Consider the following 24,183-nt stretch of genomic DNA (forward strand, 5'->3'; position numbering starts at 1 on the left):
TAGCAGTATGATGTAAAAGGTCTTCCCTATCGGAATACGGGATGTGGGGGGCCTTTTGCCGTTACAAGGAGGGACTCCGTGTATCCTTTAACCTTTGAGCCGGTTTATAAAGAGACGATCTGGGGTGGGCAGGCTTTAGCGACCTTGTTTGGCCGCGAGCTGCCTTCGGCCCGGATCGGGGAAAGCTGGGAGATCTGCGCTCATCCCCAGGGAATGAGCCGGATCCGTAACGGAAGCTGGCAGGGAAAAACGCTGCAGGAAGTGATGTCAACGCAGCCGGCCCTGATCTTGGGGGAAGGCCGTACAGCAGAAACACAATTTCCGCTGCTTATCAAATATATTGATGCCGGTGATGATTTGTCCATTCAGGTGCATCCCGATGATGAATATGCCGGAAGGGTGGAAAGGCAGCCAGGCAAGACCGAGGCTTGGTATGTGCTGCAGGCCGGGCCGGGAGCGGAAATTATTTACGGTCTGAACGAGGCGGTCAGCCGGGAAGCTTTTATACAGGCTGTGCGGGAGGGAACTGTGGAGGCGGCAGTTCGCCGAGTGGCTGTTCAGGCGGGCGATATGATTCTGGTTCCGGCCGGTACGGTCCATTCGCTGCTAAAAGGCGTGGCCGTTTGTGAAATCCAGCAGAATTCTGATCTGACTTACCGTCTCTACGATTTTAACCGTACCGGCCCTGATGGCAAACCGCGAATGCTGCACTTGGAAAAGGGCCTGGCCGTGACTGCTTTTGGGCAGCAGCCAGCTTTGGACTTTAGGCAGGATAGCATTACCTGTCCGTATTTTTCTGTGCAGAGGCAGCAAGTTGCTGGTCAGGTACAGGATCTTCCGGCAGGACGGTTTCTGATTTACTGTATTTTACAGGGGAAAGGGCAGATTGCCGCGAATGGAATAGAAGTTCCGGTCCAGGCCGGTGATACGGTATTGATACCGGCTTGTCTGACGGCGGTGACACTGACCGGTCAGTGCCAACTGCTGCGTATTCGGTAATCCTTTCTATTAACAGCAAAGTCCTCAGCAGCTACGAGTTGGCCGGTGAGGACTTTGCCATTTTAAAGGGGTATTTTGGCGCTAACCGGCCGATCAATGAGTCTGTGCCTGCTTATTCCCCTGCTTGCCGTTTAAGCCGGAAATGAGCGGTAAAACGGCTGGAACTGAGTTTTTCATATCCGGTAGCCTTTGTTATAATTTTACTGAAAAGGTATCTAGGTAACCGCTGATTAATTCACACTGCGCGTCCTGAAGGATCTTTTTTCGCCTGGTTAACAGGTTCATTTAATCAGTGGTTACCTAGCAGTCCACCGGATTGGCGGACTATGATCCGACTTGGGGGCTTGGTTATGGAACTTACCCTTGGCCATGTTATCGGCCTGACCTTGACAATTTTGCTGGTAATCGGCAGCGGTCTGTATTCGGCACGGACGGTGACTTCGGCCGAAGGCTACAGCCTGGGCGGACGCTCTGCCGGTACGGCTCTGGTGGCAGGCAGCATAGCCGGCACGGTAATTGGCGGCGGCGCTACGGTAGGAACGGCGCAAATGGCCTATTCGCTGGGACTTTCTGCCTGGTGGTTTACCTTAGGTTCCGGCATTGGTTTCATTATTATGGGGCTGTTTTATGCCCGGCCGTTGCGCCGAACCGGTCTGGAGACTATTCCGCAGTATCTGGTGGCAAATTACGGCCGACTGGCCGGTCCTTTGGTCAGTGTGATTTCTTCTCTGGGCATCTTGCTTAGCGCTGTGGCAAGCTGCCTGCCGGGAATTCAACTGATTGCAGCCATGTTTCACCTCGGGCCCTGGCCGGCGGCCTTGCTGCTTATGCTGCTGGTGGCCGCCTATGTTTTTTTCGGCGGCATAAAAAGTGCCGGCGTGGCCGGCATGTTGAAAATGGTGATTATCTGGCTTACCTTGCTGGCCGCCGGCAGCACGGCCTGGCTGGCCTTAAGGGAAATGCCTGTTTTTGCGCTGCACTTTCCGGACTTTCCCTGGTTTAGCCTGTGGGGACATGGTTTTTGGGCGGGGCTGGGCAATCTTTTTTCTCTGATTGTCGGTATTATGTGCACTCAAACTTATATTCAGTCCATTTTTTCCGCCGCCGATTCGCGGACGGCGGCAGCGGGAGCGTTTGTTGCGGCGTTGATTGTCATCCCGGTGGGGTTGCCGTCCATTGCCATCGGCATGTTTATGCATGCCGCCCATCCTGCTATGCTGCCGATTCTGGTGCTGCCGGGTTATTTACTGCAATATCAGCCGGCCTGGCTGGGCGGTATCGGGCTTGCCGGTATTTTACTATCGCTCATCGGATCGATTGCCGGGCTGACGCTGGGCATTGGCACCATGCTTTCGCGGGATATCTGCGCCGAGCTGTTTCAGGTCAAAAGTAGTCAAACTTTATTGTGGATAAACCGGGGGATCATTTTACTGGTCATGGGTCTGGCCTGCCTGATTGCCGTGGCTCATCTGCAGTCGCAGGTACTGCTTTGGAATTACCTCTCTATGGCGTTGCGGGGCGGCGGAGTATTTTTACCGCTTACGCTGGCGATTTTTGCTCCCGGCAGGCTGCCGGGAAGTTGGGCTCTTGCTTCGATGGCAATCAGTACGCTGACTGCTATCCTGGCGGCTACGGTGCTTACCGTGCCGGTTGACCCGCTGTTTATCGGGCTTGCGGTGAGTGCCGGTATCATTCTGGCCGGACTGATTAGCAAGCGGTGGCAAGCCGGACACAGGCCTGCCGGTAAGGCGCACTGTAGTTCGTAAGCGAAAAATCCGTACCTGCCATTTGGCGGTACGGATTTTTTTATTGTAGCAGGGCTTTCCAGTTGACTCCCAGCGATTCCAGCAGATGAATGACGTGTGTATCGTTAGCCTGCACGAAACCACGAACCTTGGCGTAAACCATACTTTGCCGTCCGTCTTTAAAAATGGTCAATTGATCTAACAGCGGGTTGTAGTTGACCTCGCTGCCGTCGGGCATTTTTTTGGAGACCGGATCGATAACCGGCTGGGTGGCGGGGGAGGCCGGAGTGGACTGAAGCTCCTTTAAGCGGAGGCGCAGGGTGGCGATGTCATCCGTTGTGACCAGACCGGTGATCTCGGCGGTAAAGGACAAGGCCCCGTCGCTCGTTAAGGTGCGCTGCACTTTGGATGAAGTGACCTGCAGCAGTCCGGCGGACAAGGTTGTGACTTCGTCTTTGGTGAGCTGGAGATTCTCCGTCTGGCTGAAGCTTTCAATATAGATGCCGGCCTGTTCGATGGCCGACCGTTTGGCGTTGAGCAGGGCTTTGTCCTGGGCGGCAGCCGGCGTTTCCCCATCGCCCATGAGGTAGGTGCCGGTAGCGGTAATGTAATGGGGTTCGGCAAAACAAAACAGCGGGATACATAATAAAACCACTAAAGCAGTTATGAGCTTCATAACATCACTCCGTTGTTAATGATAATGGATACCTAAATTTTCGCTGTTTGTTTTCCAGACTCCTGCCATTTTGATTTCGATAACGGTAGGATAGAGTGAAATCTTTGAAAACACGGGAGAGGCTTGAGTTCGGGCTTTCTGCAGCAATAGCCGGTCGGTGTGGCTGGCTATTGCTGCAGGACTTTGTTTTAGGGAGAAGGTTGTCTTGTTTGTTGATTGTATACAGTTGCCGCTAAGGAAGGCATACTAAATAAAAAGTAAAACTCTGGAGAAAGAAGGATGTTTGTGGATAAAAGCTATATATTTATGCTGTTTACCCTTATTGTAGGAGCTGTGTTTTTTCTGCTGGTACCCAAGACGCAATATAAGCGTTATCTTTTATATGGCATCGTGCTTGGCGGTTTTGTCCATGGCTTTATCGCCTCCGCTTCAAGCTATATGAATTTATTGAAATATACCAATATGGGACCGTTCAGTGTTATGGGTGTTATACCGGCCTGGACACCGATTGCCTGGTCATTTTCGTTTGCTGTCTTTTTCTATTTAATGCCCCGGCGCAGAGCTTTTTTGATTCCTTATGTGCTGGCTTTTACCGGCCTGGATTATATTGTGGGACTGGTACTGGAAGCCTATGGTTTGTTTATGTATATCGGCAGTTACCGTTATTTTGCTCTATTGACCTTTTTAGTATGGTATTCTGTGGCAGCCTGGATTTTTTACCGGGACCCGCAAGCAAATGTTTTACAGCCGGTTGCCGCGAAAGCGCTGCCGGAAGAAAAGCGGGATGAGGAAAAATAACCGTTTATTTGTGAAGTGATTGTAACAAAACTGTAACATTGGCATGGTACTATTTGGTTGTAGGAACCAATAGGAGGGATTGTAGATGAGAAACATGGTAAAGAAGACGATTATTTATTCGTTGGTTGGGATTATGCAGCTTGGCTTTGGCTTAACGGTAACCGAGGCATCGCCGTTGCATACTGGTAACTGGCAGCCGCAGACCATCCGGATGGACCGGCCTCATGACGGTGATTCGGACCGGCAGCGTGAGCATGACCGGAGAGAACGGGAAGAAAATGAACGCCATGAAAGAGAAATGAAGCGGCGCCCCCATGAAAGCGACAGGGAATGGCATGAACGGCAGGAACGGGAAAAACAGCGTCATGATCAGGCATTGCACGAAATCGCAGCCTTTCTGATAGGCGTTGTAGTCGGTCAGTCTAATTAAGCAAAAAAATAATCCGGAACTGGGAGAGAGGCTCTTTGGGTTTCTCCTTCCAGCCGGTTTGATTTCCCTATTCGAAAGAATAGGGTTCTTTATTTTTACCCGGCAATGCCGGAAACTTTCCGTCCTTAGTTTCCTTGTTGCGGAACAGAACCATTAAAAACCCGAGGTAGTGAGAGATTTGGCTTATTTACCGGAAAAGGGACTGATTTTTGTTGTTTTCCCAGATGGTGTTTATTGCTAAAAAACTTGAATTCTGCTACGCTGATGATGAGCAAGATGCTGCATTGACGAAACAAAGGAGAGAGGATTACGATTATGCTACGATTTGAATGCGATTATACCGAAGGCGCTCATCCCAGGATTTTGCAGCGACTGCTGGAAACCAATGAAGAGCAGACGCCGGGCTATGGTTTGGATCAGCACTGCGAAGCAGCCCGGAATTATATAAAAAAAGCTTGTCAGGCGATGGACGCCGAGGTTCATTTTTTGGTTGGCGGCACACAGACTAATGCCACCATCATTGCTTCTATTCTACGCCCCTATCAGGGCGCGGTGACAGCCGAAAGCGGTCATATTGCCGTCCATGAGACCGGCGCCATTGAAGCGGCCGGTCACAAGGTGCTTACGCTGCCCAGCCGGGACGGGAAAATCCGGGCCGAGCAGGTAAAAGAGTTATACCGGGCTCACTGGGCCGATGCTTCCCATGAGCATATGGTACAGCCCGGCATGGTATATATATCCCATCCAACTGAGAACGGAACCACGTATCGCAAGGATGAACTGGAGGCGTTAAGCGCTGTTTGCCGGGAATGCGGCCTGTCACTGATGCTGGACGGCGCTCGTCTGGGGTACGGCCTGGCGGCTCCGGACAATGATTTGTCCTTAGCCGATATTGCCCGTCTCTGCGATGTTTTTTATATCGGGGGAACGAAAGTCGGAGCTCTAATGGGCGAAGCTGTCGTGATTACTCAGGAGACCTTGAAGCGAGATTTCCGTTACATGATTAAACAGCATGGCGGGATGTTGGCCAAGGGACGGCTGCTGGGCATTCAGTTTGAAACGCTGTTTGAGGACGGTCTGTACTTTGAAATTGCCAGGCATGCCGTAGCCATGGCGATGCGTATCCGGGAAGCTTTCGCGGCCAAAGGATTTTCTTCCCGCTATGCTTCTACTACCAATCAGCAATTTCCCGTTTTACCTGATGAAGTGTTAAAAAAACTGAGTGAAACCTACTCCTATTCTTTTTGGGAAAAGGCGGACGCCACTCACAGTGTAGTGCGGTTCTGTACCAGTTGGGCTACCAAACAGGAGTATGTGGACAGGCTTGTTGAGGATATAAAAAAATTATAAACAGTTAACAGGAAGGTTGCAGATCTGCAACTTTGTTGAGCCGCTGCCGGAAGTGCTCCGGCAGGAAGCGCGGAGGGTTAGCCGGAATTACGGACAATTAATACGGGGCAGGGGGCGTAGTGCAGAACATAGTTGCTGATGCTGCCAATTAGTAATTTGGCTACATCGCTCATTCCACGCCGTCCCATAACGATTAAGGAATAATTATTTTCTTTTGCAATTTCGGTAATTTTTATCCCTGGATGGCCATATACAATACGGGTTGTTACGTGACCGTCGAATGGCTGAAAAATGGCTAAAGCGTGCTCTAAAATTTGCGTGCCTTTTTCATCCAGGCTTTGGCTCAATGCCTGCGGCAGGGACTGGGAATCGGCCATCAGATAGGCAGCGTGTTGAATAACATGGATCAACGCCACAGAACTATTAAATTTCTCGGCTAAGCTTAGCGCATAGCTGGCCGCCGCTAAGGCAGCTTCCGAGCCATCTAAGGGGACTAAAATTCTTCCAAACACATTCTCACCTGTTTTCTAGTAGTTATCGGACTATTTTTTTGCTTCGGCATGGACTAGGCTGGTTTCTTGTTTGCTTATGGCGAGCAGACCAAGATAGCTTGCTAAAAAAAGGCCCATAATAGCGGTTGAACACCAATATATAGATGCATAGCCCCATTTTCCGGCAAGTATTCCCAGGGCGATCGAACCGGCGCCGTTGCCAATATCAACCATGTTGTAGAAAGTGGCGCTGGCCGCACTGCGTTTGGATGGCGGGACAAGGTTGAACATCCAGGTTTGCATAGCTGGAAAGAGAGTCCCATAGCCAAAGCCGTAAAGTGCCGAGGCGGCCAGGAATACCGGCATGGTTTTGCTTTGAGCCAGGACCGCAAAGCCGAGCAGGAATAATACAGAGCCGGGCAGTAAAACCCAGGCCGGTCCTTTTCTGTCAAAAATTCTTCCTGTGACTAAACGGGAAAGAAAAATACACAATGTACATACCAGAAAAAAATAACCGGCGTTAGCAATATGTACTTCTTTGGCTAACAGGGCGATGAAATTTAAAACCCCGCCAATGCATATACCAAAAAGTATCGTAAGAAAGGCTTGAAATAGCAAACGCTTTTCAATAAGTTTATCAAGCAGTGAAACATCTTCTTGTATAATTGAACTGTCTGTGCGGACATTCGGGAAAGAACAAAAACTCATGCACACAAGCGCGACTATCTGACTTATTGTTGCTACAATAAATAGAGTTTGAAATGAAATGTTGTCGACAATCCATACGCCGAGGCCCGGAGCAACAGCCATGGCCAGTGTAGTTCCCAAGCCGAAATACCCCATTCCTTCACCACGTCTGGAGGCGGGCAGGATATCGGCAACGATAGTGGCATATAGGGTAGTAGCTATGCCAAAACCCAGGCCGTGCAGCACCCGTAAAGAAAGCAATTTTGGCACCGAAGTGGCCAGCGTATAACTTAAAGCAGCAATGAAACAGAGAATGCAGCCGATATAGAGGTAATATTTTTTCCCCCATCTTTTAATTCCATAGTCTGTAAAAAGACGAATTAAAATAGCACAAAATACAAAAATCGCGGATAAGAGCCCGATATCAGTACTGGTGCCGCCTTGTTTTAACACATAAAGAGGGAGTGTGGGCAAAAAGATATGAAAGCCGCTAAAGAGGAACGTGTTGGAGATAGTGAATAAAATGAAATCTTTTGTCCATAGTTTTTCATTATTCATTGATTAAAGTATCCTTTCTAAAAGCCAATAAACAATATTAACTTTGATATTTTTGTGAATTAGAATACATGGATTGTAGCATAGCAAACAGCTGATTTTGTTTTTCTTCCGGTAAGTCGGCTAAAACCGCCTGCCGGTGTTTTTGAATGGCTTCCTCCCATTGGTTATACTGGGCTAGTGCCCTATCAGTCAAAAAAACATTTTTTTCCCGCCGGTCGTTGCCAGGTTTTCTTTCGATTAGCTGCTTTTCTTCCAGCTTTATTACACTTTTGGATATAGCCGCCGGTTCGACATTCAAATAATTAGCTAAAGAAATTTGTGACGTAGGGCCGAGTTCCTTTAGACTCATGAGGATAGACCATTCAGAGCTATATAACCCATAGTCTGCCAGGCAATAGTTGATACCCTGGGAAATAGCCCGTGTCGTTTGATAAAGTTGATGCATCAGCCGATTAGAGTCCATGATATAGGTGGTCACCTCTTTGTGGATAAATTAATATACTAGTATATTATTAACTAGTATATTAATTTGTTGTTTTTCTGTCAAGCTGTTACTAACGGTGAAAGTTTGTAAAAACTTTTACATTGAACTGATTATGTAAATTTGATAGACTGGTATAGAGTCCAATTCTACATAGAAAAGAGAGGCTTTACGTAAGATGGTAAGCAAGTCGAAAAACCGGGTGGATGTGTTGGGGTTTATTGTTATCATAGTTATTTTGGCGCTTATGGGCAGACTGGCTTACCTTCAGATCATAAAAGGTGATTACTTTCACACCTTGGCTGAGCAAAATCGCATCCGCTTGATTACCGTGACGGCGCCGCGGGGAACTTTCTATGACCGCAACGGAGCGCCGCTGGTGAACAACCGCCCCGGTTTTTCCGTGTCCCTGATGCCGATTGACGGACCGGTTTCACAGGAGGTTATTGCTAAACTGGCGGATATTCTCAAGGTTAAGCCGGAGGAGATTTTAAACAAAGTCAAAAAAGAGGAAAACCCGCTAAATCCGGTTATCGTGAAAAACGATGTGGGACAGGACATTGTGGCCAAGATCGAAGAACGGAAAAGCGATCTGCCTGGCGTGGTACTGGCGATTCAGGCGGTGCGCAGTTATATATACAATGATCTTGGCGCCCATATGTTCGGCTATGTGGGGGAAATCAACGACAGCGAACTGGAAAAAGGGAAAGCCGACGGCTATAAAAGTGGTGACATTCTTGGCAAGTCCGGTCTGGAACAGGTCTATGATAAAACACTGCGCGGTGTGGACGGCGGTGAGCAGGTTGAAGTGGATGTGACCGGACGGCCGATCCAACGGCTGGGCCGGAAGGAACCGGTTCCCGGTAATGACCTGTGGCTTACTATTGATTATCGCGTACAGAAAGCTACGGAAGAGGCGATGGACCGGCAGCTTACCTACTTGCAGAATAAACTGGGCAACAGTAAAGCAAAAGCCGGCGCTGCCGTCGCGATCAATCCTAAAACCGGTGAGGTGCTGGCGATGGTCAGCCGGCCGGCCTTTAATCCCAACCTGTTTAATGGCGGCATCTCGGAAAAAGACTGGAAGGTAATCAATGATAATCCGTTCAATCCCATGCAGAACCGGGTGATTGCCGGTGAATATCCGCCGGGCTCGACGTTTAAAATTGTGACGGGCACAGCAGCGCTGGAGCTGGGAAAGGTGACGCCGGAAGAAAAGATTCTCGATACAGGCAAGCATTGGATTATTCCCAAGGGAAACGCGCAGAATGAAGCGCTGGGCTTGATTGATTTCCGCGAGGCGTTGTCCAAATCGGATAATGTGTATTTTTATGAAATGGGAAACCGGCTGGGTATCGACAATCTGGAAAAGTATGCGAGAATGTTCGGCCTTGGTGAGTACACCGGTATTAAACTGCCGGGTGAATCAAACGGTCTGGTAGCGAATAAAAAATATAAAATGAAAGTGTATGAAGAAGACTGGTATCTGTCGGAAACCTTTGACGCCGCCATAGGGCAGGGATTCCAACTGGCGACGCCGCTGCAGGTGGCCAATGTCATGGCCCAGATAGCCAATGGAGGGCATCGTTACCGTCCCTATCTTGTCAGCAAAATTGCCAGCCCTGACGGCAAGACCATGCAAGTCTTCCAGCCGGAGGAAGTGGGAACGATCAACATATCGGCTAAAACGCTTAACCTCATACGGAGCGCTCTCCGCGATGTCGCCTTGCCGGGCGGTACGGCGGCGACTACCTTCGCCGGCTTTCCCATCCCGATTGCCGGCAAAACGGGTACGGCGGAAAATCCTCATGGTGACGATCATGGCTGGTTTGTGGCCTATGCGCCGTTTGATGATCCGCAGATCGTGGTGGCTGTTCTGATTGAGCAGGGCGGTTTTGGTGCCGACTCGGCCGTGCCGATTGCCCGCAAAATGCTGGAGGCTTATTTCGATGTCCCTTCCCAGAAAAATCCGGCAGATTTATATGCCGAGGAGCAGGCGGCGAAAGCCGGTGTTAAGCAGCCATAAGAGGGTACTTCTTATATTTACGGAAGTGGGCCTGTATGATATAATAAATAAAACCACATATTCTTCGGGGAGCTTGTGTAGCAGGCTGAGAGGAAGTAATCAAACTTTGACCCATATACCTGATTTGGATAATGCCAACGTAGGAATGTGAATTGTGTTGCTATGATGTATAGGTAGAGCAGGGATATGCCGGCAGGTATATCCTTTTTTATTGTTCGTAGGGTTCATCCGGTAAGGTTTTAGTTTTTGCCGGAGGAAGTGGTGGAGGAGGAGCGTCCTGCACCGGTGACAAACGACAACTAACATAGCGAGGGAGCTCGTGTTTCGGGATGAGAGGAGGCTTTGGAGCCTCGACCGGCCTGATGGCTATGCCATGGGGGAACTGCTATGTGATTTTATATGCCTTTCTGTAGTATCCCTGTATGACATGGCCTGTCAGCAGGGATTAAGCATATGTACATGCTTGCCATAGATTATTACAGATGAGGTGTTTTTTGATGAATCGAAATGCGGGACTCTTAAAGATGGTGATGTTATCCATGCTGGTGGCCATTGGCGTGGTGATTTCCCCTATCCTGCGGATTGAAGGGATGTGCCCGATGGCCCATGTGATCAACATTGTATGTTCTGTTTTATTGGGACCCTGGTATTCTTTGCTGTGCGCCACACTGATTGGCATCATCCGGATGATGCTAATGGGCATCCCGCCGCTGGCGTTGACCGGTGCGGTGTTTGGCGCCCTGCTGTCAGGTCTGTTGTACCGGTATTTTAAGGGACGGCTGATCTGGGCTGTTATAGGCGAGGTGCTTGGCACAGGCGTGATCGGTGCTCTTGTTTCTTATCCGGTGATGACCTTTCTGTGGGGCAAGGCCGGGCTGACCTGGACTTTTTATCTGCCGCTCTTTATCGCGGCCACCTTGATCGGCGGTTCGATTGCCTATGTGTTTTTGACAGCTTTGAAAAAGACGGGCATGCTGGCAGTATGTCAGAGTCGGTTAGGAGCGGTGGTCTATGACAAAGGCTGATGTTTCGCTTGCCGGGCTGCTGGCTGTCCGGCGGGAGGTGCAGGAACGCAGGCCGCTCATTCACTGCATTACCAATCCCATTTCAATCAATGACTGCGCCAATGCCGTTCTGGCCGCCGGGGCCAAGCCGATCATGGCGGAGCATCCGGCCGAAGTGGCCGGCGTTACGGCGACGGCGGCTGCCTTGGCGGTCAATTTAGGCAATATAACTGACAGCCGCATGGCGGCCATGCGTGTATCCGGCAAAGTGGCCAGTGAACGGAAGCTGCCTTCGGTGCTTGATCTGGTCGGTGTGGGCTGCAGCCGCCTGCGTCTTGACTTTGCCAGGGAGTTTATTGCCGAATGCCGCCCTGCCGTGATCAAAGGCAACATGTCGGAAATCAAGACGCTTAGCAAAGGAGAAAGTCATGCCCAGGGAATTGATGCCGGCGAACAGGACAGCCTGACCGGAGATAATATGGCCGATACCCTGCGTTGGCTGCGGGAGCTCTCGCTGGCTACCGGCGCAGTTATCACCGTAACCGGCCGGGTGGATGTGATTACCGATGGCCGGATCGTTTTCCTGCTGGAAAATGGCTGTGACATGCTGGCGAGGATCACGGGAACCGGCTGTATGCTCAATGTGTTGGTCGCCAGCTTTATTTCAACCGGTCGTATTTTGGCAGGCGCGGTGTTGGCGACGGCGTTCCTAGGCATTTGTGGCGAACTTTCCTTGCCGGTAAAGGGAACCGGCATGTTCCGGGCCAATTTGCTGGATACTATATACAGTCTGACTGACGAGGAATTTAGCAAAGCTATCAGGTGGACAGTCGTATAAACGGTGAGAATATCGCGCCATCATCATATTGTCTAAAGGAGCTTAGGTCATGCGACATGTAACGGCTGCTGTTTTATTAAAGGACGGCAAGTGCCTAATCGCTAAACGGCGAACAGGCGACGCGCTGGAGCATCTGTGGGAATTTCCCGGTGGCAAGGTCGAAGAGGGGGAGACACCGCAGAAATGTCTGCAACGGGAAATCCGGGAGGAACTTCAAATCGAAGTCGCAGTGGGAGACTTTTTAACCGAAAGCATCTACGACTACGGTCGGGGCGTTATCCGGTTAATGGCCTATATCGTCACCTGGCAAAGCGGCAGCCTGAGGCCGACCGTTCATGACGGACTTGCCTGGGTTGACGGGAACACAATCACCGGTTATCCATTTGCCCCGGCCGATATTCCGATAGCGGAGAAGGTGAGAGAATTATTGTCCGCTGGGAAGAGTTGACGGATATTGGGCGATTGCATAGTATAGTGAAAAAGAAAGGGAGTAGGCGAATTGGATTATTTATGGCTGGTATTTTCTTTGCTATCGGCTGTAACGGCAGCGCTGGTGGCTATTTTTGGCAAGATTGGCCTGCAGACAGTGGACGCCAACACGGCTACAGCCGTCCGGTCGATTGTCATGGCCATTTTTTTAATGGGAGTAGTGGTATTGCAGGGGAGTGTTAAGCAGATACCAGTTATTTTGGCCGATAAAAGGACGTTGTTATTTATTGTGCTTAGCGGGATAGCCGGGGCCCTGTCCTGGTTGTTTTATTTCCTGGCCCTTAAGTACGGTAAGGTATCACAGGTAGCGCCCATTGACAAGCTGAGTGTTGTGATGGCCACGATCCTGGCTGTCATGCTGCTGGGCGAAAACATCAGCCTGTTAAATGGCATCGGTGTCGCACTTATCGCCGCCGGAGCCATTGTGGTGGCTCTTTCCTAGAGAACCGCTGATTTAATGAGCCTGCCAGCCTGGCGAAAGTATCAGTCTGCAGCTTGTCAGGCAAAAATCAGCAACCTGTCATACGCCAGCCATGGTTCCCTGTTAAGCAAACTATTATAATGGACGTATAGAAGAAAAACAGGGGTGAAGCTATGAAAAAGAGTACGATTATGACAGGGCTGATTCTTTTGTTAAGTATGCTTGTGGGGATTGTGGCAGCGGTATCGGCACGGCAGCAGGAGCCTAAGGTGATTCCCTTGGATGTAACTGCCATCAAGGTGGACGAATTTTTCCCCCGCCAGGAAGGAACATTCATTTTAAAAGATATGCAAACCGGCAAGATGTTTGTCTACAATCCGGCCAGAGCGAATGTCCGGCAGTCGCCTTGCTCTACCTTTAAGATCATGAACTCGCTGATTGGGTTGCAGACCAAAGTGGTGCAGGACGAGTACGATGTGAAGCGCTGGGATGGCACCGACCGTGGGTTGGCGGTGTGGAACCGGGATCATACGCTGGGGTCGGCCATGCGCTATTCCGTAGTCTGGTATTATCAGGCTATGGCCCGTGATATTGGCGCCGAGCGGATGCAGTACTGGCTGGACCAATGCTCTTACGGCAACCGGGACATCAGCGGCGGCATTGACCAGTTCTGGCTAAACAGCTCGCTGACCATTTCACCGTTGGAACAGGTTGAGTTTCTGGAGCAATTGTATGCCGGAACCCTGCCTTTCGATAAAGATGTGATGAAGACGGTTAAACGGATGATGCTTTTAGAAGAGGGAGATACATATGCGCTGTACGGGAAAACCGGAAGCTCCAAAGACAATCTGGGCTGGTTTGTTGGGTTCGTCAATGTAAAGGGAAGGACCTATCTCTATGCTACTCAGCTTGACAGTCCGCAAGGAAATAAAACCGGCGGCGCTTTTGCCAAGAAGGTAACCCTGGATATTTTAAAAAAGTACGGCTTGATTGATAAATGAATCGGAACTTATAATAAATAGAGGAGCCGGGCCGCTGCATGAAAGCTGCGGGAAGGCCCCTCTCTAAATAATCTGTAGGAGACTTCCGATGCAAAAACAGGTGTGGCTTGTTATCGAAAGGGGAGAACCGTTTGAAATAGGGACCCGCTTAAAATTGGAACCAGGCGAATTTTGTCTGGGCCGTTCCAGCGAGAAGCAGCAGGTCGATATCAGCTTTTCCAATTTCCTTATATCCCGCTGTCATTGTTGCATTTACCATCATAAGGATGGTCTGGAGGTTTGTGATACCGGCAGCAAGCACGGGACTTTTCTTAATGAGAAGCGCTTGCTCAGTCATAAGAAATATCCCATTCTTAGCGGTGATCGAATTTCTTTGTCGATGGGAGTGGCCGTGTTTCGGATTGTTCAGTCGGCGTTGGATGAAGTAACCATCGACTTGACACAGCCGGTGACAGTAAGCTCTGACGGAGCTGGTGTTATACTGGATGACAGGAAACGGGAATGCCGGATTGAAGGACAGCCCATTCCGCTGACCGAAAAAGAGTGGCTCTTTCTAAAGCTGCTTTATGACCATGCCAACACGGCGGTGTCTTATGACCGGATTAAACAGGCCGTCTGGCCGGAGCGGATGAACCTAGAGCAGAATAATGCGGTAGAAGTGGGGACAGACGAAATAAATACCCTGGTGTACCGAATGCGCCGGAAGCTGGGAATGAAGGATTCCTGTTTAAAATCAGTCCGTGCTTATGGCTATATGCTGGAAATAAAATGATTTACTTAGCCCTGATGGATATTACGCGGTATTTGCATAGATGTAAGTAGAGAGAATGGTAATCTATGGGGGATTTCCGGTTAGGATAAAAATAATAGGGAATGCTTTAAAAAAGCAAAATCAGATAGTTAGAATGATCTTAAATAGCAGGTAGACCAAAATAAAATCCGCCGTTTCCATAATCATCGGAATCGCGGCGGATTTTTTGCTTTTCTTTATGACGTCGGTAATCATTTTTCCGGTCAACCCAGACGGGAGCCAGTTTTACTTCCGGTGTCATGGCCCGGTTTGGCTTGCCGGGAACTTTAAGGGTATTGGGATTGATTGTACCACAGGGTATAGGCTGTTTTCGTTTAGACATGATCAGCACCTCCATGAGCTTATTATACTGCGGGGCACCTTACCCTTACAACTATGGATATTTAAAGCACCGCTGACTTATTCGCACTGCGCGTCCGATGGAACCTTTTTCACCTGGCTGTGTCAGCAAAACCTTAGCAGATGAAAAAATCCCGCCTTATGCCGGCAAGCATACCAAATCAGCGGTTCCTTAGAAATTTGCTTTAGAACCATTTGACAATTCCTATACGTAAGACGTATAATAGCGATGAATATTTGAATCTGGTTTTACCAAAGGCTGTGAACAGGAAGAGTATTTCGGTCGGGAACCGTACAGAGAGCAGGGAAAGCTGAGAACCTGCGGGGGATTGCCGGAAGAAAATCACCTGAGAGCCGATGACTGAACTAGTGTAGTGACTCACTACTATACTTACAGTAGGTCCATTCGTATTCCTGCGTTAAAGGATAAGGTATGCAGTACCTGAATGTGAAGGTGGTATAGCGAAGGTAAACACTTCGTCCTGACAGGGGGCGAAGTGTTTTTTATTTTTAACAACGATCCGCCGGGTGGCAGTGTTGTCTTAAGGAAGGAACAAGAGAAAGGGGCAGAACATGTATAAGAAAGTAAGTCCGAAAAATGATTTTGTGGAAATGGAAAAATCCATCCTGAATTTATGGGAAGAAAAACAAGTCATTGCCAAGAACTTTGACATGAATGAAGGCAAGGAGTATTTTACCTTTTATGACGGTCCGCCGACAGCTAACGGCACACCGCATATCGGTCATGTGGTAACCAGGGTTATCAAGGACCTGATTCCCCGCTATAAGGTCATGAAAGGTTACAAGGTGCTTCGCAAAGCCGGCTGGGACACTCACGGTTTGCCGGTGGAGCTTGAAGTGGAAAAGAAATTGGGAATTTCCGGCAAGCCGGAAATTGAAAAATATGGTGTGGAAGCTTTCATTAAGCAATGTAAGGAAAGCGTGTTTACTTATGCCACGCAATGGAAGGAAATGTCCGAGCGGGTAGCTTATTGGATTGACATGGAGAATCCCTATGTAACCTATCACAACGACTATATCGAATCGGTCTGGTGGTCGTTAAAGCAGCTTTGGGATAAAGACCTGCTCTACAAAGGCCATAAGATTGTTCCCTACTGCCCGCGCTGCGGCACGGCACTGTCCTCCCATGAAGTGGCCCAGGGTTACAAGGATGTAAAGGATAGCTCGGCCTATGTTAAATTCCGGCTGAAAGGTGAAAATGCCGCCATTCTCGTCTGGACGACGACGCCTTGGACGCTGCCCAGCAACGTGGCCCTGGCGGTCAATCAAAAATATGATTATGTGGAAGTCATCAACCAGGAAGAACACCTCATTCTGGCCAAGGAACTGCTAAGCTGCCTGGAAGGCGAATATGAAGTGGTGCGGGAATTCAAAGGCGAAGAGCTGTTGGGCAAGGAATACGAGCCCATGTTCAGCTTTGCCAAGCCGGAGAAGAAAGCCTATTATGTGGTGCACGGCGATTTTGTCACCCTCGGCGACGGCACCGGTATCGTGCATATTGCGCCGGCCTATGGGGAAGACGATAACAAGATCGGTCAGAAATATGACCTGCCCCTGGTGAACCTGGTGGATGCTCAGGGTAACTTTACCGAAGAGGTCACCCCCTGGCAGGGTCTGTTTGTCAAGAAGGCCGATGAGAAAATTCAGGCGTTCCTCAAAGAAACCAATACGCTGTATAAAGCGGAAAAATATCTTCACTCCTATCCGTTCTGCTGGCGCTGCGATACGCCGCTGCTCTACTATCCGCGGGTATCCTGGTTTGTCAGAATGTCATCCCTCCGGGACAATCTGCTGGCCAACAACGATACCATCAACTGGTATCCGGACAATGTAAAAAAAGGCCGGTTTGGCAACTTCCTGGAAAACGTCATCGACTGGGGTCTTAGCCGTGAACGCTACTGGGGCACGCCGCTGCCTATTTGGGAGTGCGACTGCGGCCACCGGGAATGCATCGGCAGTGTGGCCGAACTGAAAGAAAAAGGCCGGGCTGTAGCGGACGATATCGATCTGCATAAGCCGTACATTGATCAGGTACAGCTTGAGTGCCCGCAGTGCGGCAAGGATATGCAGCGCGTCAGCGAAGTCATCGACTGCTGGTATGACTCGGGTTCGATGCCGTTTGCTCAATACCACTATCCGTTTGAAAATAAAGAGCTGTTTGAACAAAACTTCCCGGCCCAGTTCATCTCTGAGGCAGTGGACCAGACCCGCGGCTGGTTCTATACCCTGCTGGCCATTTCAACTGCCGTATTTGATAAGAGCTCCTTTGAAAACTGCGTTGTTTTAGGCCACGTCCTGGATAAGCATGGCCTTAAGATGTCGAAGCATAAAGGCAATGTGTTGAGCCCGTTTACCGTGCTGGACCATCAGGGCGCTGATGCCTTGCGCTGGTACTTCTACACGGCCAGCGCTCCCTGGCTGCCCTCCCGTTTCTACGAGGACGCCGTAATCGAAGCGCAGCGCAAGTTCCTGAATACCCTGTGGAATGTGTATTCCTTCTATGTGCTGTATGCCGAAATCGATCAATTTGATCCGGCCAAGTACCAGGGACGGCAAAGCAGCCATGTCATGGACCGCTGGATTATTTCCAAGCTTAATACCCTGATTCAGCGGGTGGATGAATACCTGGATACTTATAAAATCACCGGGGCGGCCGAACTGATCGAGGAGTTTACCGATGAGCTGTCCAATTGGTATGTCCGCCGCAACCGGACCCGTTACTGGTCAATGGATATGACGGAGGACAAGATTGACGCCTACCTCACCTTGCATACCGTGCTGAAAGACCTGGTGGTCGTTGCGGCTCCGTTCGTGCCATTTATTACCGAAGAAATCTATCAGAACCTGGTGGCGCCCATTTTGCCTGGCGCACCGGAAAGCGTGCATTTGTGCCTATGGCCCGAATACCGGGAGGAACTGGTTGATGTCAAACTGGAAAAGGAAATGGAATTGGCCTACAAGATTTGCGGCCTGGGCCGCAGCGCCAGAAATCTGGCCAACATCAAAAACCGCCAGCCGCTGCCTAAGATGCTTGTCAGCACCAGCGAGCTCCCCGCCTATTATGTGGACATCATCAAGGATGAACTGAATATTAAAGAAGTCATGGTCAATGCCAATATGTCCGATTACGTAAGCTATACCATTAAGCCTAATTCACCGGTGCTAGGCAAGCTGTACGGCAAGCTGCTGCCGGGCATCCGGAAAGCGATCACCGAAGCTAACCAGATGGAACTGGCGCTTAAAGTTTCAGCCGGACAAAGCATTAGCATTGAAGTGGAGGGAACCTCCATCGAGCTGAACAGTGAAAACCTGCTGGTTACCATGAACGGTTTGGAAGGCTTCGCCTTTGCCGGCGAAGGTGAGCTGGGCGTCGTGCTGGATACCCATATTAGTGAAGAACTGAAAACCGAAGGCTATGCCCGGGAGATGGTCAGCAAGCTGCAGAATATGCGGAAAGACAGCCTATTTGAAGTGGTGGATAAGATCAACATTTATATGGCCGGCAATGAGCTATTAAAAGCCGTAGTCGAACAATATAAAGATTATATTATGAGCGAAACGCTGGCCGAGGACATCATTTTTGATGCCGACAGGGAATATACGGAAGTGAATATTAACGGTGAAAAGTTAAAGCTGGCGGTGGAGCGGCAGTAGTACACTGCTGAACTGTACAGGGCCGGGGATATATCCCCGGCCCTGTTGCTTTTTTTCGGATAGAAGCTGATATTGGCTCGTGCACCAATGTCTATTGACAAAAAGCTGAAAAAAATGTTAACTGGAAGTAATAAGTCTATATTGCGGTCCCTGTCAAGCTTAAAACGGAAGAAATATCGCCATAATATTGATTGATCTGGGGCCCAGTTAGGAGGAACCTATTTTGAATTTTATTGTAGCTCCAGAGGTTTTTGCGTTATTGCCGGAGGTTTGTTTTGGCGTGGTAGTGGTCAAAGGGGTGGACAATAGCAGTGCCAGGCAGGAAACGGAAGAATTGTTGGCAGCAAGTGTTCGGTTGGCCAGTGAGAAGTTTCAGACAGGCAAGGTAAAAGAGGCGGCGGAGATTCTGCCTTACCGGGAGGCCTTTCAGACCTTGGGCATAAACCCCAATAAATATATGAGTTCCATTGAAGCCATGAGCTCGCGAATTGCCAAACAGAAGGATTTCCCACGCATCAGTCCCCTTGTCGATTTGGTCAATGCCGTATCTTTAAAGCATCTGGTGCCGATGGGCGCCCACGATCTGGCAGCGGCGGACGGTGATATTCAGGTCCGGTTGTCCCGGCAGGGTGACAGCTTTATTCCCTTTGGCTCCGATACGGCGGAAATCCTGGCAGATGGCGAGCTAATTTACTCGGCCGGCAGCATTGTTAAAACAAGACGCTGGATTTGGCGGCAAAGCGAGCAAGGCTGTGTGACCGGTGCGACCCGGGACGTATTTTTCCCGATCGACGGATTTTACGGACAGAACGAACAACGGGTAATTGCGGCCAGGGATGAATTGGCTGAATGGCTGGAACGGTTATTTGCCGTCCCGGTGACGGTCGGCATGGTTGATAAAACCAATCCATCTTTGGCAATATAATGAGAGACGGTTGCAATAAGGCTGATTTGAAGCACTCTTATTAAGGCGATAAAGATAAGGAGTGATGCTATGACAACTTTTCGAGCATTATACAGCAGAATACGGCAGGAAGTATCCGCTCAGACGGAAAGTGGCTGGGAGGGTGTAGGCGGCGACGATTTTGACAAAAGCCAGCTCAATTGCCTGTTCAGCCCGGAACAGTATCCGGTCAACCCGGGCATTCATGAATGTCTGCAAATGGCGAAAGCCGGTGCCTTGACTATTTCCCGTGATGTGCTGGCTTCACTGGAAACACTGGCGGCTAAGCCTAGCTTTGCCTATGTGTTGATTGCTCCTTCCTTTTTGGGCCAGTTTCATGAACAGGTGACACCGGGCATGCTGCGTAACGCCTTCCGGCACATGGGTTTTGACGGTATGGTGGAAGTGGCCGTGTTTGCCGATATCCTGACTATTAAGGAAGCGCTGGAGTTTGACCGGAATATTCTCAGCGAAAAGGACTTCCAGTTGACCAGTTGCTGCTGCCCCATGTGGATTGCTATGATCCGGAAGGTTTACAGCGAGTTGATGCCCCATGTGCCGGCCACGGTATCGCCGATGATTGCGGCGGGCCGGACAGTGAAAATCCTGCATCCCGGCTCGGTGACCATTTTCATCGGTCCCTGCGTTGCCAAAAAGAGCGAGGCCCGGGAACCTAACCTGGTGGGCGCTATCGATCATGTGCTGACGTATCAGGAGACTAAGGAATTGTTTGACTTGCTGCAAATTGATCTAACCTCCTATGTGGACAGCGAAAAGGAGAATTCCTCCCGGGGCGGCCGCATTTACGCGCGGGCCGGCGGGGTCAGTGAGGCGGTGAAAAGTACGGTGGAGCGGCTTAATCCCCACCGGAGCATCACCATCAAGACCAGAATGGCTGACGGAGTGCCGAACTGCCGGGCGATGATGAATGAACTGATGGACGGGCGGGTCAACGCTAATTTCTTCGAAGGCATGGGCTGTAACGGCGGCTGTGTCGGCGGGCCCAAGGTACTTGTCGACAAGGAATTTGCCAAAACAAGGGTGGATGAATATGGGGAAAAGGCTGTTTACCAAACGCCGATCGAAAATCCTTATGTGATTGAGCTGCTCCACCGGTTGGGCTTTGACACGCCGGACAGCCTGTTGGCGGATAACGAATTTTTCACCCGCAAGTTTTAAAGGGTGGCGAGAATTTCTGCCGTTAGGCCAAACGGTCAGGAATTCTTCTTTTTTCCGACAGGTAGTCCCGTGTTAAAACCGTAGGCAGCCGTGGTTTTTCCTGTTATAATCAAAAGGGACTTAGTAATTTATCAACTTTGAAATTATAATTTTTTTACGTGTCTTTTTCTGCAATTTTAATTTTGCAAAGTTGACGGACTGCTAATTATCTTGATGAAAACAGGAGGGACCTATGAGCCATTTGAAAATGGAAAAGCAAAAGCGGATTGCGCTGATTGCCCATGACAATCGCAAAGGGGAACTGATTGCCTGGGCTTCGAAAAACAAAGAGAAGCTGAGCCGGCATTTCCTCTGTGGTACAGGCACTACGGCATCGATGATCTCGGCTGAAACAGGCCTGCCGGTCCGGGGTTACCAAAGCGGTCCGTTGGGAGGCGATCAGCAGATCGGCGCCTGTATTGTCAATAATGAGGTTAATCTGATGGTTTTTTTCTGGGACCCGCTGGCGGCGCAGCCCCACGACCCTGATGTCAAGGCGTTGCTAAGACTGGCTGTCCTGTATGATGTGCCTGTGGCGATGAGCCAGTCGGCGGCAGACTTTTTTTTAGGCTCAACCTGCATGGAAGAAGAATATGAGCGCAATGTGATTGATTTTGTTCAGGCCAGAAAAAAAGGATTTTAAAGACGAGAGCTAAAAAGCATGGACTATAATGGGGTCCGTGTTTTTTTGTTGCCGGCAGCTAATAAATTCCGTACAATCAAGGGAAGAATATAGGGGAATGGTCCCAAGTTGACGGACTACTGGTTTTTGGGAGAAGAAAGGGATAGTACTGACTAACATCAAAAAGTAATATATTTACATTAATGGGGCTAGTTGATTTTTAGGTACTTAATAAAGGATTTTTTAAGCCGATATAGAAATTTATACAAATGATCTGAGTAGACTGTCCGGCCTATCATCGCCCCAATCAAAAACCGCTGATTGCATCAGCGGTTTCCTAAAGGAAAGGAGGAATGACCGCGCTATTTTGGACAATTGAATAGGGTATCGTAAAACTTAGTAGATGAGGAGCAGAAAATGAAACCAATAGACTTTATGAGCGATAAACTAAGCGTTCCTGAGCTAACAATGCGGGGAATGCTCTTAGGGATGCTGATTACGGTTATTTTTACGGCATCCAATGTATATCTGGGCTTAAAAGTGGGATTGACTTTTTCGTCGTCAATTCCGGCCGCCGTTATTTCGATGGCGATTCTAAAAATGTTTAAAGATTCCAATGTCCTGGAAAACAACATGGTGCAGACGCAGGCATCCGCAGCAGGCACTCTTTCTGCAGTTATATTCATTATTCCTGGTTTGCTCATGTTGGGGTACTGGCAGGGCTTTGCTTTCTGGCAGACACTGATGATTTGCGCCTGCGGCGGCAGCCTGGGTGTACTGTTTACCATTCCGTTGCGCCGGGCGATGATTGTTAACAGTGATCTTCCTTATCCGGAAGGTCTGGCGGCGGCCGAAATTTTAAAAGTAGGCAGCGGCAGCACGGACGGCAGTAAGAACAGCGGTGTAAAAGATATCATGAGCGGCGGGTTTGTTGCGGCTTTGGTCAGCTTGTGTGCCGACGGTTTTCAGGTTATTTCTTCCGGCGTGCATTACTGGTTTACCTTTGGCGGCATGATCTCCCAAGTGCCCTTGGGATTTTCTTCGGCTTTGCTGGGAGCCGGCTATTTGATCGGAATTGCCAGCGGTATATCTATTTTGGTGGGAACTCTTTTATCCTGGGGTGTTTTCGTTCCATATCTGACGGCAGGTCTGTCGCCAGCGGAGGGACAGAGCCTGGGCGCTTTCGCTACAGGCATATGGGCGCAAAAAGTCCGGCTGATTGGTGCCGGTACGATCGGTATTGCGGCTGTCTGGACTTTGTTGACGCTGGTTAAACCCATTTTGGAGGGAATGCGTATTTCGATTCAGGCTATGAGCCGTTCCGGGCAAGGGAAAGGTCTTCATAGAATGGATACCGACCTGGCGCCGAAAACGACGGCACTCATTTTAGGTGTGATTATCCTTGGTTTGCTGGCAACCTTCTATTCCTTTATTGCCGATGCCAACCTGACGGCTGGTGTGACCTGGGTCTTTATTATTGTCGGCGTGCTTGTTGCCGTCTGCATGGGCTTCTTTGTAGCTGCTGCCTGCGGCTATATGGCCGGTTTGATTGGTACTTCGGCCAGCCCGATTTCAGGGATTGGCATTTTGGGGATTATCATTTCTTCGTTGGTAGTACTCGGTATCGGTTCTGCCGTCAGCCTGTTTGATACGGCGGCGGGAAGCAAATTTGCTATTGCCCTGGCTATTTTTATGACTAGTGTTATTGTCAGCATTGCGGCTATTTCCAATGACAATCTGCAGGACTTGAAAACCGGCCAATTGGTCGGAGCCACTCCCTGGAAACAGCAGGTGGCCCTGCTCTTAGGTTGTATCGTCGGCGCTTTTGCCATTGCGCCGGTATTGAATCTGCTCTATGAAGCGTATGGCTTTGTGGGAGCCATGCCGCGTCCCGGCATGGATGAGGCTCAGGTTTTATCGGCACCGCAGGCAACCTTGATGACAACGATTGCCAAGGGGATTTTCAGTCATAATCTGGATTGGAATTATATTCTGTTCGGCGTCGGTGTCGGTTTGGTCATTATCGTTATTGACATTGTGTTGAAAAAGAATTCGTCGGCTAAATACTGCCTGCCGCCGTTGGCTGTGGGCATGGGTATTTACTTGCCGCCCACCTTGGAAATACCGTTGGTGTTTGGTGCCGTAATCAGCTATTTGGTCTGCCGGTACTTACGTAACCGGGCGGAAGAGCGGAGTCCGGGACATGTGGAAGACGATGTGGAAACCTGCAACCGTCACGGCGTGCTGTTTGCGTCAGGACTGATTGTTGGCGAAAGCCTAATGGGCGTTATAATCGCCATTATCATTGTATTCTCCGTGACTAGTGGCGGCAGTGATGCACCGCTCAAGCTGGTGGGCAAGGACTTTGGCGCCACGGCTGACTGGCTTGGTCTGGTCGTGTTTGCCGCAGTGATTGTCACTTTTGTTTCCCGGGTGCTTGGCGTAGAGTACAAAGTCAAAGCCAAGTAATGATTTCGCGATCAGTGACAGGATGATAGATCAGGATGGACAGTTATAATTAGACCTGCGGCGCACAGAGCCATTCTGGGCGCCGCTTTTATATGTGCGGGAAGCGAGTGGA

At 49.7% G+C, this 24,183-nt stretch carries 22 protein-coding genes and 1 riboswitch; of the genes, 17 read left to right on the top strand and 5 right to left on the bottom strand.

The genetic code is table 11. The features are described from left to right. Positions 1–78: 78 nt before the first annotated feature. Positions 79–999, top strand: a complete 921-nt coding sequence (locus BMW43_RS09470) for a type I phosphomannose isomerase catalytic subunit (protein ID WP_091746263.1) — start codon at positions 79–81, stop codon at positions 997–999. A gap of 350 nt (positions 1,000–1,349) precedes the next feature. Beyond that, complete coding sequence (locus BMW43_RS09475; protein WP_091746265.1) at positions 1,350–2,765, top strand: sodium:solute symporter family protein; 1,416 nt, start codon at positions 1,350–1,352, stop codon at positions 2,763–2,765. 40 nt (positions 2,766–2,805) lie between these two features. On the opposite strand, the gene BMW43_RS09480 is transcribed toward BMW43_RS09475, so the two are convergent. Continuing rightward, positions 2,806–3,420, bottom strand: coding sequence for a hypothetical protein (locus BMW43_RS09480; RefSeq protein ID WP_091746268.1), 615 nt, complete (start codon positions 3,418–3,420; stop codon positions 2,806–2,808). A 279-nt stretch (positions 3,421–3,699) separates the two neighbouring features. On the opposite strand from BMW43_RS09480, the gene BMW43_RS09485 reads away from it, so the two are divergent. The 3 genes from BMW43_RS09485 (at position 3,700) to BMW43_RS09495 (ending at position 5,998) form a co-directional block, all read left to right on the top strand. Continuing rightward, positions 3,700–4,218, top strand: coding sequence for a hypothetical protein (locus BMW43_RS09485; RefSeq protein WP_091746271.1), 519 nt, complete (start codon positions 3,700–3,702; stop codon positions 4,216–4,218). Between the two features lie 85 nt (positions 4,219–4,303). Beyond that, entirely contained in the window at positions 4,304–4,648 is a 345-nt protein-coding gene (locus BMW43_RS09490; RefSeq protein WP_091746273.1) for a hypothetical protein, read from the top strand. A 315-nt stretch (positions 4,649–4,963) separates the two neighbouring features. Beyond that, entirely contained in the window at positions 4,964–5,998 is a 1,035-nt protein-coding gene (locus BMW43_RS09495) for a threonine aldolase family protein (RefSeq protein WP_091746276.1), read from the top strand. A gap of 77 nt (positions 5,999–6,075) precedes the next feature. On the opposite strand, the gene BMW43_RS09500 is transcribed toward BMW43_RS09495, so the two are convergent. The 3 genes from BMW43_RS09500 to BMW43_RS09510 are packed head-to-tail and all read right to left on the bottom strand — an operon-like array spanning position 6,076 to position 8,197. Further along, on the bottom strand, positions 6,076–6,510 hold the full coding sequence (locus BMW43_RS09500) for a universal stress protein (RefSeq protein ID WP_091746279.1): 435 nt from the start codon (positions 6,508–6,510) through the stop codon (positions 6,076–6,078). A gap of 30 nt (positions 6,511–6,540) precedes the next feature. Then, a complete protein-coding gene (locus BMW43_RS09505) occupies positions 6,541–7,734 on the bottom strand; it encodes an MFS transporter (RefSeq protein ID WP_091746283.1) in 1,194 nt (397 codons plus the stop codon). Between the two features lie 37 nt (positions 7,735–7,771). After that, positions 7,772–8,197: a MarR family winged helix-turn-helix transcriptional regulator gene (locus BMW43_RS09510; RefSeq protein ID WP_091746286.1), complete on the bottom strand. Its 426-nt coding sequence runs from the start codon at positions 8,195–8,197 to the stop codon at positions 7,772–7,774. Positions 8,198–8,393: 196 nt separating this feature from the next. On the opposite strand from BMW43_RS09510, the gene mrdA reads away from it, so the two are divergent. From mrdA to BMW43_RS09545, 7 genes are all read left to right on the top strand, one after another. After that, complete coding sequence (mrdA, locus tag BMW43_RS09515) at positions 8,394–10,241, top strand: penicillin-binding protein 2 (protein WP_091746289.1); 1,848 nt, start codon at positions 8,394–8,396, stop codon at positions 10,239–10,241. 55 nt (positions 10,242–10,296) lie between these two features. Further along, a riboswitch (TPP riboswitch) is annotated at positions 10,297–10,405 on the top strand. Positions 10,406–10,738: 333 nt separating this feature from the next. Continuing rightward, positions 10,739–11,266, top strand: coding sequence for an energy coupling factor transporter S component ThiW (gene thiW, locus BMW43_RS09520; RefSeq protein WP_091746292.1), 528 nt, complete (start codon positions 10,739–10,741; stop codon positions 11,264–11,266). Beyond that, on the top strand, positions 11,253–12,083 hold the full coding sequence (gene thiM / locus BMW43_RS09525; RefSeq protein WP_091746295.1) for a hydroxyethylthiazole kinase: 831 nt from the start codon (positions 11,253–11,255) through the stop codon (positions 12,081–12,083). Before thiW ends, thiM begins: the two co-directional genes overlap by 14 nt. Positions 12,084–12,132: 49 nt before the next feature. Next, positions 12,133–12,531 carry a (deoxy)nucleoside triphosphate pyrophosphohydrolase gene (locus tag BMW43_RS09530; protein ID WP_091746297.1) on the top strand — a complete coding sequence of 133 codons (399 nt, stop codon included), beginning with the start codon at positions 12,133–12,135 and terminating at the stop codon, positions 12,529–12,531. Between the two features lie 51 nt (positions 12,532–12,582). Next, positions 12,583–13,014, top strand: coding sequence for an EamA family transporter (locus BMW43_RS09535; protein ID WP_091746300.1), 432 nt, complete (start codon positions 12,583–12,585; stop codon positions 13,012–13,014). Positions 13,015–13,166: 152 nt separating this feature from the next. Continuing rightward, a complete protein-coding gene (gene blaOXA, locus BMW43_RS09540; protein WP_091746303.1) occupies positions 13,167–13,994 on the top strand; it encodes a class D beta-lactamase in 828 nt (275 codons plus the stop codon). Between the two features lie 88 nt (positions 13,995–14,082). After that, on the top strand, positions 14,083–14,766 hold the full coding sequence (locus BMW43_RS09545) for an FHA domain-containing protein (RefSeq protein ID WP_091746306.1): 684 nt from the start codon (positions 14,083–14,085) through the stop codon (positions 14,764–14,766). A 139-nt stretch (positions 14,767–14,905) separates the two neighbouring features. Here BMW43_RS09545 and BMW43_RS09550 read toward each other — a convergent pair whose 3' ends face one another. Continuing rightward, positions 14,906–15,127, bottom strand: a complete 222-nt coding sequence (locus BMW43_RS09550) for a hypothetical protein (protein WP_091746308.1) — start codon at positions 15,125–15,127, stop codon at positions 14,906–14,908. A 590-nt stretch (positions 15,128–15,717) separates the two neighbouring features. Here BMW43_RS09550 and ileS point away from each other — a divergent pair. The 5 genes from ileS to BMW43_RS09575 all read left to right on the top strand — a co-directional run bounded on the left by ileS (position 15,718) and on the right by BMW43_RS09575 (position 24,071). After that, positions 15,718–18,819 (top strand): isoleucine--tRNA ligase, encoded by a 3,102-nt coding sequence (gene ileS, locus BMW43_RS09555; protein ID WP_091746311.1) that lies wholly within the window; start codon positions 15,718–15,720, stop codon positions 18,817–18,819. A 223-nt stretch (positions 18,820–19,042) separates the two neighbouring features. Continuing rightward, positions 19,043–19,744 carry a B3/B4 domain-containing protein gene (locus BMW43_RS09560; RefSeq protein WP_091746313.1) on the top strand — a complete coding sequence of 234 codons (702 nt, stop codon included), beginning with the start codon at positions 19,043–19,045 and terminating at the stop codon, positions 19,742–19,744. 69 nt (positions 19,745–19,813) lie between these two features. Beyond that, entirely contained in the window at positions 19,814–20,941 is a 1,128-nt protein-coding gene (locus BMW43_RS09565) for a [Fe-Fe] hydrogenase large subunit C-terminal domain-containing protein (RefSeq protein ID WP_091746316.1), read from the top strand. Positions 20,942–21,173: 232 nt separating this feature from the next. After that, positions 21,174–21,623 carry a methylglyoxal synthase gene (locus BMW43_RS09570; RefSeq protein WP_091746319.1) on the top strand — a complete coding sequence of 150 codons (450 nt, stop codon included), beginning with the start codon at positions 21,174–21,176 and terminating at the stop codon, positions 21,621–21,623. Between the two features lie 396 nt (positions 21,624–22,019). Continuing rightward, positions 22,020–24,071: an OPT family oligopeptide transporter gene (locus BMW43_RS09575; protein WP_091746322.1), complete on the top strand. Its 2,052-nt coding sequence runs from the start codon at positions 22,020–22,022 to the stop codon at positions 24,069–24,071. The last annotated feature ends 112 nt before the right edge of the window (positions 24,072–24,183 follow it).

Origin of the sequence: Propionispora vibrioides, assembly GCF_900110485.1 — a bacterium.
GTDB lineage: Bacteria > Bacillota > Negativicutes > Propionisporales > Propionisporaceae > Propionispora > Propionispora vibrioides.